Here is a 9,613-nt window from a genome sequence, read left to right as displayed (position 1 = left end):
CGGCGGCATCGCCGAGGCCGACGAGCCGAGCCGGGTGGCGACCCGGATCGACCGGCTCGGCCGCTACTACCCCGACGTCCGGCCGGTGAGCCCGGCGGCGATCGCGGCCGGGGACCCGGCGGCGATGACGGCCGCGGGCGCGATCCTCGAACGCATCGTTCTCACGAACGACCTGCTCGGCGTGGGCTACCTCGAAGGCGGCGTCACGGCTTCGAGCGCCGTCGGCCGGGTGAACATCCGGAACGCCCAAGGCCGGCTGGTCGGCTACGGCACGGGCTCGCTCGTGTCGCCGGAACTGCTGCTGACCAACCACCACGTGCTGCCGGACGCCGAGGCCGCCGGGTTCAGCCTCATCGAGTTCGACTACCAGGACGGCATCGACGGCCTGCCCCGGCCGGTGCGGGCCTTCCCCCTCGACCCCGGGCGTTTCTTCGCCGCCGACCGGGCGCTCGATTTCGCGCTCGTCGCGGTGAAGGCGACCGCCGATGAGCTGCGGCCCTTCGGGTTCAACCGGCTGATCGGCAGCGAGGGCAAGGCCATCGTCGGTGACTTCGTCACCATCGTCCAGCACCCCGGCGGCGGAAAGAAACAGGTGGCGCTGCGGGAAAACCGGGTCGTCGACGTCCTCGACGAGTTCCTGCACTACGAAACCGACACCGAACCGGGGTCGTCCGGCTCACCGGTGTTCAACGACCAGTGGGAGATCGTGGCGCTGCACCACGCGAGCGTCCCGGCCGCGGGCCACGCGGAGTACGGCGGGTTCCTCAACGAGGGCATCCGGGTCAGCAAGCTGCTGAAGTTCCTGCGGGAGCAGCCCGTCACCCCGGCGCAGCAGGTGCTGCTCGACGGGCTGGCCACCCGTCCCGAGCGCGCCCTGCCGGCCGCCGCCGACGGCGCTTCGCCGGTGCTGGAGCTCGCGATGCCGTTCGACATCCGGCTGCGCGCCGAACCGGTGACGGGACGGATCGACCCCGACTACTCGAACCGGGCGGGGTACGACCCGGCCTTCCTGCCCGGGCACACCGTGCCGCTGCCCGGCCTGTCCGACGCGCTCGCCGGACTGGCGGCGGTCAACCGGCAGGCCACCGGCGAGCCGCGGTACGTCCTGCCGTACCACCACTTCAGCGTCGTCATGCACCGGGAACGGCGCCTGGCGATGTTCACCGCGGTCAACATCGACGGGCGCACGAGCCGGTCCCTGCGGCGCGAAGCCGACCACTGGTCGCTCGACCCGCGCGTGGCCGTGACCGAGCAGATCGGCGAGGAGCTCTACCGGGCCAACGCCCTGGATCGCGGGCACCTGGTCCGCCGGCTCGACCCGGCGTGGGGCGCCACCGAGCCGATCGCGCAGCTCGGCAACGACGACACGTTCCACTTCACGAACTGCTCGCCGCAGCACCAGGACTTCAACCAGAACAAGACGACGTGGGCCGGGCTCGAGGACTACGTCCTGAACAACGCCGACAACTTCGACCTGAAGGTCAGCGTGGTGACCGGCCCGGTGCTGGCCGCGGACGACGACCAGTACCGCGGGGTGCAGCTGCCGCGTCAGTTCTGGAAGGTCGTCGCGATGGTGAAGACCGACGGCACGCTGTCGGCGACGGCGTACCTGCTGAGCCAGGAGGAACTCATCCACGGCCTGGAGGCGGCGACGGGGTTCGACTACGGCGCCTACCGCACGTACCAGGTGCCGGTCCGCCGGATCGCCGCGCTGACCGGCCTGTCCTTCGGCGACCTCGAAGCCGCCGACCCGCTCGCCGGCCTGGAGTCCACGAGCCAGGCCCAGGAGATCCGGAGCGCGGCGGACCTGGTGCTCTGACGCCGCTCCGCGCTAGGTCGTCCGTCCACTGAGGACTTCGAAGGCGTGGCGGCGGTGCTCGGCGAACAGCGCGAGGGCCGTCTCGCGGTCGCGGGCACGCAGGGCCGCCACGAGCTCGCGGTGTTCCGCCGGGATGCCCGTGAGGTAGCCGTCGGTGGCGACACCGATCCGGGTCAGCAGGAACAGGTGCACCTGCGAGCGGATCGCCTGCCAGGCCTCGCGCAGCCGGCGGTGCCCGGCGGCCGCGTAGACCGCGTCGTGGAACTCGAGGTCGCACCGGACCATCTCGTGCTCGTCGAGCGCGCGTTCCATCCGCCGCACCACGGCGTCGATCGCGGCGAGGGCCTCCTCACCGGCGCGCGCGAGGACCAGCTCGACGGCCAGCTGCTCGAGGGCCGCCCGCAGGCTGTCCAGCTCGGTGACGTCCTCGCCGGTCAGGGCGGTCACCGTGGCCCCGCGGTGCCACTCGCTGCGCACGAGACCTTCCCGCTCCAGTTTGAGCAGCGCCTCCCGGACCGGACCGCGGCTGACGCCCAGCGCTTCCGCCAGCTCCACTTCGCGCAGCTGGCTGCCGGGGGCGTAGACGCCGTCGAAGACCGCGTCGCGGATCCGGTCGGCGACCTCGTCGGCCAGCCCGCGGCGCCGCGCGGGAACCAGCGAACCATTCATGTCGCAATGTTAACATCCAGACAAGATCCTCGGTGAAAGGAGTCCCATGACCCCGTCCATCCCCCGTTTCCACCTGGCGATGCCGGTGGACGACCTGGCCGCCGCCCGGCGGTTCTACGGCGAAGTCCTCGGCCTCGAGCAGGGCCGCAGCGCCGACACCTGGGTCGACTGGAACCTGCACGGCCACCAGTTCGTCACGCACCTGGCCCCGGCCGGCCCGGAGCGCGTCCACAACCCGGTCGACGGCCACGACGTGCCGGTGCCGCACTTCGGCCTGGTCCTCACCGTCGAGCGGTTCCAGGCCCTCGCCGACCGGTTGCGCGCGGCGGGCACGAAGTTCGTGATCGAGCCCTACGTCCGCTTCGAGGGCCAGCCCGGCGAGCAGTGGACGATGTTCCTGCTCGACCCGGCCGGCAACGCCCTGGAGTTCAAGGCCTTCGCCGACGACGCCCAGGTGTTCGCGGTCTGAGGTGCCACCGGCCAAGCAGGTGGTCCGCCACCTCGCCCGGGGCCACGTCGTCGTCGAAGTAGCCGGCCTCGTCCTCGAAGGCCAGCGTCTCCAGCCCGGCGGCGGCCATCGCGTCGAGGGTGACGCCGCCGAGCGAGAACGAGATCCACCAGTTCCAGTCGATGCCGGGCCCGGGTTCGGCCACCGGCTCGATCTCGACGACGAGCGTCCCGGCGGGCACCCCGGCGCGGGTCAGCGCCTCGGTCCACTCGTCACGGAACCGGGTGAGGACCAGCCGCTCCCGGTGCCACCTCCCGCCGTCCACCCCGTCCGTCCCCCTCGAAATCCGGTCGATCGCCGGACGAGCTTAACCACCCGATCGGGCCGACCGGTCCGCTTTTCCCCGCACCCGGGGTACCCGGGGATCATGGAACCAGCCGACGACGAGCCGGACGCCGTGCTGCTCGCCGCCCTGCGGACCGGGGATCTCGATGCGGCCGGGCGCCTGTTCCGCCGGCACGCCGAGCCGTTGCGGCGGACCGCCGGGGCCTGGGCGCGGCAGCCCGCCGAGCGGGACGATCTCGTGGCCGAGACGTTCACCCGGGTGCTGGCGATCGTGCGGGCCGGCGGCGGGCCGCACGGGGACCTGCGGCCCTACCTGGTCGTGACCCTGCGCAATCTGGTGGCCCGGTGGAGCCGGCAGCGCAGCCGGGTGGAGCTGCGGGCAACCGTTCCCGAGCTCCGGGTTCGAGCGGGGGCCGACGAACTCGCCCTGCACCGGTCGAACGCCCGGCTCGTGTGGTCGGCCTACTGCACGCTGCCCGGCCGGTGGCGGACGGTGCTGTGGCGGACCGAGGCCGAGGGCCGCACCCCGATGGAGGTGGCGCCCTTGCTCGGGCTGTCGCCGAACAGCGTCGCGGCGCTGGCGATGCGGGCGCGGGAAGGACTGCGGCAGGCCTACCTGCAGGTCCAGGTGCCCGAGCCGGACGAGCCGGGCTGCCGCGAACCCCGGCGCCGGATGGGTGCCTGGGTCCGCGGTGCGCTGCCGCCGCGCCGGGCGAGCGTCGTGGCCGAGCACGTCGCCGGCTGCCCGTCCTGCCGGCTGGTCGTCCGCGGCCTCGACGAGGCGAACCGCGAGCTGCCCGGCGCGGCCGCCCGGCTCACCGGCTGATCGCCGGGCCGCCGAAGAGCAGGGCGGTCCCGTGAGCCCGCTTGAAGAACAGGTGGGCGTCGTGCTCCCAGGTGATCGCGATGCCGCCGTGGAGCTGGATCATCTCCGCCGCGGCGTGGGCGAACGCCTCGCCGCACACGACCTTCGCGGTCGCGACGGCCTCGGCGTCACCGTCCACCAGGGCCGCGTACAGCGCCGAGCGAGCCGCTTCGACGTGGACGTGCACGTCGGCCATCCGGTGCTTCAGCGCCTGGAACGACCCGATCGGGCGGCCGAACTGGCGGCGTTGCTTCGTGTACTCGACCGTCAGCTCCAACGCCCGTGCGGCCGCACCGACCTGCTCGGCGGCGACGGCGACCGTCGCCGTGTCACGCAGGTGCCGCAGCTGTTCGGTGAACCCGCCGACGTCGAGACGGCGTGCCTTCGCCGAAGCGCACTCGACGACGGCGAGCCGCCGGCCCGGGTCCAGGCTCGTCACGCGCGAGCGGCGGACCCCGTCGAGCGGCAGCTCGAACAGACCGGCCCCGTCGTCCGTGCGGGCCACCGCGAGCAGGACGTCGGCGAGGTCGCCGTCCAGGACGTAGTGGGCGCGGCCGTCGAGCCCCGCGTCCGACGCGCTCAGGGCCGGCGTCCACCGGCCGTCCGCGCCGGACCAGGCCAGCGCCGCCAGGGTGGTGCCCGCGGCGATGCCCGGCAGCAGCCGCTCGCAGGCTTCGTCGTTCCCGGTGCGCAGCAGCGCTTCGCCGCACAGCACCGCCGAGCCCAGCATCGGTGCGGGCGTGAGCGTCCGGCCGAGTTCCGCCAGCACGACGCACGCCTCGGCGAGCCCGGCGCCCGCGCCGCCGTAGTGCTCCGGGATCGCCAGGGCGGCGACGCCGATCTGCTCGCAGAGCGTCGACCACAGCTTGTCGTCGTAGCCCAGCGGCGAGTCCATCGCGGCCCGGACCGCCTCCGGTCCCGACCGGCGGGTCAGCAGGGCCCGGACGGCGTCCCGCAGCGCCCGGGCTTCCTCGGTCTCCAGCGGATCGGTCATCGCAGGACCCGCGCCCGGTGGAACGACCCGGTCCCCCAGGCCCCGGCGAGGGCCCGGACCTTCGTCAGCCGGAGGCCGAGGTCGTGCTCGGCGGTGTAGCCGATGGCGCCGTGCACCTGCAGGGCGGTCCGCGCGGCGAGGTGAGCCGCGTCCCCGGCCAGCACCTTCGCCGCCGAGACGTCACGGGCGAAGGTCTCCCCCGCCACGGCGGCGCCGTGGAGCAGCGGCCGGGCCAGTTCGAGCCGGGTGGCGACGTCGGCGAGGAGGTGCTTGATCGCCTGGTACTCGCCGATCGCCCGGCCGTACTGCTTGCGTTGTTTCGCGTACGCCACCGACGTGTCGAGGAGCCACTGCCCCGCCCCCAGCAGCTGGGCGGCCACGGCCAGGACACCGCGGTCGAACGCGACGCCGCTCGGCGGCCCGGCCGCGGCCGGGATCCGGAACAACCGCCGCGGCGGATCGATCGAACGAACGGGCTCGCTCCCGGCTCCGGTGAGCTGCGCACCGGTGAGGTCGAGGACGACACCCGCGATGTCGGCGTCGAGGGCCAGGGGGACCTCCGGTGGCGCGACGACGGTGGCCACGAGGTCGCCCTCGGCGAGCGAGGTGAGCCGGTGCCCGGTCAGCAACGCCGGCGCGACCGCGGCCGACTCGACGACCGGTCCCGGGACGGCGTGGTAGCCGAGCGCTTCGCAGGCGACCACGAGGTCGACCGTCCCGGCGCCGAGACCGCCGTGGTCCTCGTCGACCAGCAGCGCGAAGACACCGACGTCGGCGAGCGCGCGCCAGAGCTTGAGGCCGCGGTCGTGCTCCCCCGCGGCCCAGGCCCGGACGGCGGCCGCGGTGTCGGCCCCGCCGAGCAGCTCGTGCAGCGTCGCGGCGAACTGCCGTTGCTCGGGCGAGAGCCGGAACCTCATCGGCGGGCCTCCCTCGGGAGCTTCAGCAGCCGTTCGGCGATCGTGTTGCGCTGGATCTGGTCGGTGCCGCCGTAGATCGGCCCGGCGAGGGAGAACAGGTAGCCGTTCACCCAGGCCTCGTCGGTTTCCGCGGCCGGGCCGAGCACGTCCAGCGCCGTCTCGTGCAGCTCCACGTCCAAGTGCGACCAGAACAGCTTGTTCACGCTCGACTCCGGACCCAGCTCTCCCCCGTCCTGCAGGCGGCTCACCGTGCCGAACGTGTAGAGCTGGTAGGCCCGCGCCCCGATCCACGCATCCGCCACCCGGTCCCGTGTGGACAGTGGCTCGCCGTGCTCCCGCCAGAGCTCCACCAGCCGATCGGCCGCGGCCAGGAACCGGCCCGGGCTGCGCAGCGAGAGGCCGCGCTCGTTGTTCGCGGTGGTCATCGCGACCCGCCAGCCCTGCCCGACCTCGCCGATCACGTCCGCATCCGGCACGAACACCTCGTCGAGGAAGATCTCCGCGAAGCCGGGTTCGCCGTCCAGCTGCGGGATCGGCCGCACGGTCACGCCCTCGGCCCGCAAGTCGACCATGAAGTAGGTGAGGCCGTGGTGGCGCCGGCCTTCCGGGTCGGTCCGGAACAGCCCGAACGCCCGATCCGCGAACGTGGCCCGCGAACTCCAGGTCTTCTGGCCCGACAGCAGCCAGCCACCCCCGGTACGCACCGCCGTGCTCCGCAACGCGGCGATGTCGCTGCCCGCCTCCGGCTCCGACCACGCCTGCGCCCACACCTGCTCCCCGGTCGCCATCGGCGGCAGGATGCGGTCACGCTGCTCCTGCGTGCCGTGCGCGAACAACGTCGGGCCCAGCATGAAGATGCCGTTCTGCGACACCCGGCCCGGCGCCCCCGAGGCGTAGTACTCCTCCTCGAACAACAACCACTGCAGCATCGACGCGTCCCGGCCGTGGTACTCGGCCGGCCACGACACCACCGACCACCGCGCCTCGGCCAGCTCGGCCTCCCACTCCCGGTGGGCTCGGAAGCCTTCGGCGGTGTCCATCGACGGCAGCGACCGGACGTGCGAGGCGAGCCACTCGCGGGCCTCGTCGCGGAAGGCGGCGGAGGCTTCGTCGATGTCGAGGTCCATCACGCCCCCTTGTTCGCGTCACGCATCGACCGCGCCGACTGCCCACCGAGCGAGTCCTCCGAGGTCTCGGCGTTGTGGGCGTGCGCCAGGTGATGCAGCCCGAAGACGGAGTCCATGCCCGACCGCAGGCCCATCAGGTCCTCGGCCTGGTTGACCGCCTTCTTCGCCAGCGCCAGCCCGAACTGCGGCATCGCACTGATCTTTTCCGCGAGTTCCAGCGTGCGCTCCTCCAGCTCCGCACGCGGCACGATCCGGGTGACCATCCCCCATTCCTTGGCCTGCTGGACCGTGAAGCGTTCGCCGGTGAAGAGCACTTCCTTGGCCGCGCGAGGCCCGAGCACCCAGGGGTGGGCGAAGTACTCCACACCGGGAATCCCCATGCGCACCACCGGGTCGGCGAAGAAGGCGTCATCCGAAGCGACGATGAGATCGCACACCCACGCCAGCATCAGGCCACCCGCGATGCAAGCGCCCTGGATGCTCGCGATCATGGGCTTCGGGATCTCCCGCCACCGGCGGCACATCCCCAGGTACACCTCGGACTCACGCGCGAACCGCTGGTCGCCTCCGACGCGATCGGTGTGGTCCCACCACAGCACCGCCCGCCGGTCGAAGGGGACGTCCACATCGCGCCCGGGCGTACCGATGTCGTGCCCCGCCGAGAAGTGCTTCCCCGCCCCCGCCAGGACGATCACCTTGACCTCGGGATCGTTCACCGCGTCGGTGAAGGCGTCGTCGAGCGCGTAGGTCATGGCCGAGTTCTGGGCGTTGCGGTACTCCGGCCGGTTCATCGTCACCACCGCGACCGGCCCCCGCCGCTCGGACCGGACCACCGATTCACTCATGCGTTCTCCTCGGTCAGCAGCCGCTTCAGCACCTTGCCGGAAGCGTTGCGGGGCAGCGCGTCCACGAACTCGACGAACTTCGGGTTCTTGTAGTTGGCCAGCCGATCGCGGCAGAAGGCGAGGACCGCCTCCTCGGTCAGCCCGGATCCGACGACGAACGCCTTGCCGACCTCGCCCATCCGTTCGTCCGGGACACCGACCACGGCGACGTCGCGGACCCCGGCCAGCTCGGTCAGGGCGCTCTCGACCTCCGCCGGGTAGACGTTGAAGCCGCCGCAGATGTACATGTCCTTGAGCCGGCCGGTGATGGTGAGGTTGCCGGCGGCGTCGAGCTCGCCGACGTCACCGGTGTGCAGCCAGCCCTCCGCGTCGATCGCCCCGGCTGTCGCCTCGGGGTCGTCGAGGTAGCCGAGCATCACGTTCGGCCCGCGCAGCACGATCTCGCCCGGCGAACCGTGGATCGCGACCTCGAAACCCGCGGTCGCCCGGCCCGACGTGCTCGCGACGAGTTCCGGCGGGTCGCCGGGGCGGCACATCGTCACCATGACGGCTTCGGTCAGGCCGTAGGCGGTCAGGACCGTCTCGAAGCCCAGCTCGGACCCCATCCGCCGGACCAGCGAAGCGGGCACGCTGGCCGCTCCGGTGACCGCCAGCCGCAGCGACGACAGGTCGCCCTTGCGCGGCTCGTGCAGCAGCGACTGGAAGACCGTCGGCGCTCCCGGCAGGACGGAGATCCGCTCCCGCTCGATCACCTTGAGCGCCTCGCGGACGTCGAAGACCGCCTGCGGGACGATCGTCGCGCCGGTCAGCAGGCCCACCACGATGCCGGCCTTGTAGCCGAAGCTGTGGAAGAACGGGTTGATCACCAGGTACCGGTCGTCCGCGGTGACCTGGCCGCAGTCCGCCCACGCCGCGGCGACCTCGACCGTCTGGCGGTGCGCCGAGAGCACGCCCTTGGAGCGTCCGCTGGTGCCGGAGGTGAAGAGGATGTCGCTGACGTCGTCCGGGCCGACGGCGTCCGCCCGCGCCTCGGCTTCGGCCGGCGGGACCCGCCCGGCCAAGGCCAGGAACTCGGCCCAGCCCAGCGTGCCCTCGACCGGCCGGTGCGGCTCGTGCAGCGGGACCCGGACGACCGTGGCGAGGTCCGGCAGCTCGACGCCGGTTTCCCGGATCGCGGCGTGGCGGTCGGTGCCGAGGAAGTCGGCGGCCACGACGAGCGCCCTGGCCCGGCCGCGGACGAGCAGGTCCACCGTCTCGGTGGCGGTGAAGCGGGTGTTGACCGGGATCAGGGTGGCGCCCGCGTAGAGCGCGCCCAGCGCCGCCGAGACCCAGTGGTGGGTGTTGGGCAGGGCGATCGCGACCCGGTCGCCCGGCTGGACGCCGCACGCGGCGAACGCCCGCGCGACGGTTTGAACACGTTCCAGAAGCTGGTCGTAGCCGAGCCGCACCGAGCCGTCGACCAGTGCCTCCGCGGACCCGAACTTCGCGGCCGCATCGCGGACGACGGCCGGGATCGTGGTCTGTCCCACCACAGCCTCCTCTGGACCGACAAAGTAGAACGTGTTCTCATTACCCTAGGTGCCG

At 72.7% G+C, this 9,613-nt stretch carries 10 protein-coding genes; 3 read left to right on the top strand and 7 right to left on the bottom strand.

Features of this window, described 5'->3' with window-relative positions; genetic code table 11:
- Positions 1–1,819, top strand: a 1,819-nt coding sequence (locus CCN39_RS26345; protein WP_086846331.1) for a DNA/RNA non-specific endonuclease, incomplete at its 5' end; no start/stop codon positions are given.
- A 12-nt stretch (positions 1,820–1,831) separates the two neighbouring features.
- Here CCN39_RS26345 and CCN39_RS26340 read toward each other — a convergent pair.
- Entirely contained in the window at positions 1,832–2,488 is a 657-nt protein-coding gene (locus tag CCN39_RS26340; RefSeq protein ID WP_086846329.1) for a GntR family transcriptional regulator, read from the bottom strand.
- 46 nt (positions 2,489–2,534) lie between these two features.
- Here CCN39_RS26340 and CCN39_RS26335 point away from each other — a divergent pair, with 46 nt between their 5' ends.
- Positions 2,535–2,957: a VOC family protein gene (locus CCN39_RS26335; protein WP_086846327.1), complete on the top strand. Its 423-nt coding sequence runs from the start codon at positions 2,535–2,537 to the stop codon at positions 2,955–2,957.
- Here CCN39_RS26335 and CCN39_RS26330 read toward each other — a convergent pair.
- On the bottom strand, positions 2,917–3,261 hold the full coding sequence (locus tag CCN39_RS26330; RefSeq protein ID WP_244211014.1) for a hypothetical protein: 345 nt from the start codon (positions 3,259–3,261) through the stop codon (positions 2,917–2,919). The two genes, CCN39_RS26335 and CCN39_RS26330, sit on opposite strands and share 41 nt — an antisense overlap.
- Before the next feature lie 102 nt (positions 3,262–3,363).
- On the opposite strand from CCN39_RS26330, the gene CCN39_RS26325 reads away from it, so the two are divergent.
- Positions 3,364–4,107 (top strand): sigma-70 family RNA polymerase sigma factor, encoded by a 744-nt coding sequence (locus CCN39_RS26325; protein ID WP_086846325.1) that lies wholly within the window; start codon positions 3,364–3,366, stop codon positions 4,105–4,107.
- Here the strand turns inward: CCN39_RS26325 and CCN39_RS26320 are convergent.
- The 5 genes from CCN39_RS26320 to CCN39_RS26300 are packed head-to-tail and all read right to left on the bottom strand — an operon-like array spanning position 4,097 to position 9,558.
- Positions 4,097–5,140, bottom strand: a complete 1,044-nt coding sequence (locus CCN39_RS26320; RefSeq protein ID WP_208630383.1) for an acyl-CoA dehydrogenase family protein — start codon at positions 5,138–5,140, stop codon at positions 4,097–4,099. The two genes, CCN39_RS26325 and CCN39_RS26320, sit on opposite strands and share 11 nt — an antisense overlap.
- Positions 5,137–6,057: an acyl-CoA dehydrogenase family protein gene (locus CCN39_RS26315; protein ID WP_086846323.1), complete on the bottom strand. Its 921-nt coding sequence runs from the start codon at positions 6,055–6,057 to the stop codon at positions 5,137–5,139. Before CCN39_RS26315 ends, CCN39_RS26320 begins: the two co-directional genes overlap by 4 nt.
- A complete protein-coding gene (locus CCN39_RS26310; RefSeq protein ID WP_086846321.1) occupies positions 6,054–7,184 on the bottom strand; it encodes an acyl-CoA dehydrogenase family protein in 1,131 nt (376 codons plus the stop codon). The genes CCN39_RS26315 and CCN39_RS26310 overlap by 4 nt, the downstream gene beginning before the upstream one ends.
- Positions 7,184–8,029, bottom strand: coding sequence for an enoyl-CoA hydratase (locus tag CCN39_RS26305; protein ID WP_086846319.1), 846 nt, complete (start codon positions 8,027–8,029; stop codon positions 7,184–7,186). The genes CCN39_RS26310 and CCN39_RS26305 overlap by 1 nt, the downstream gene beginning before the upstream one ends.
- Positions 8,026–9,558: a FadD3 family acyl-CoA ligase gene (locus tag CCN39_RS26300; protein WP_086846317.1), complete on the bottom strand. Its 1,533-nt coding sequence runs from the start codon at positions 9,556–9,558 to the stop codon at positions 8,026–8,028. Before CCN39_RS26300 ends, CCN39_RS26305 begins: the two co-directional genes overlap by 4 nt.
- Positions 9,559–9,613 lie beyond the last annotated feature (55 nt).

The organism is Amycolatopsis kentuckyensis (assembly GCF_002155975.1).
GTDB lineage: Bacteria > Actinomycetota > Actinomycetes > Mycobacteriales > Pseudonocardiaceae > Amycolatopsis > Amycolatopsis kentuckyensis.
The sequence above is the reverse complement of the archived record's forward strand: the minus strand, read 5'-3'. Positions and strand labels throughout refer to the sequence as shown.

Coding starts and splice junctions, on each gene's coding strand:
- CCN39_RS26325 (WP_086846325.1), top strand. CDS start 3,364: ATGGAACCAGCCGACGACGAGCCGGACGCCGTGCTGCTCGCCGCCCTG.
- CCN39_RS26305 (WP_086846319.1), bottom strand. CDS start 8,029: ATGAGTGAATCGGTGGTCCGGTCCGAGCGGCGGGGGCCGGTCGCGGTG.
- CCN39_RS26320 (WP_208630383.1), bottom strand. CDS start 5,140: ATGACCGATCCGCTGGAGACCGAGGAAGCCCGGGCGCTGCGGGACGCC.
- CCN39_RS26310 (WP_086846321.1), bottom strand. CDS start 7,184: ATGGACCTCGACATCGACGAAGCCTCCGCCGCCTTCCGCGACGAGGCC.
- CCN39_RS26335 (WP_086846327.1), top strand. CDS start 2,535: ATGACCCCGTCCATCCCCCGTTTCCACCTGGCGATGCCGGTGGACGAC.
- CCN39_RS26340 (WP_086846329.1), bottom strand. CDS start 2,488: ATGAATGGTTCGCTGGTTCCCGCGCGGCGCCGCGGGCTGGCCGACGAG.
- CCN39_RS26315 (WP_086846323.1), bottom strand. CDS start 6,057: ATGAGGTTCCGGCTCTCGCCCGAGCAACGGCAGTTCGCCGCGACGCTG.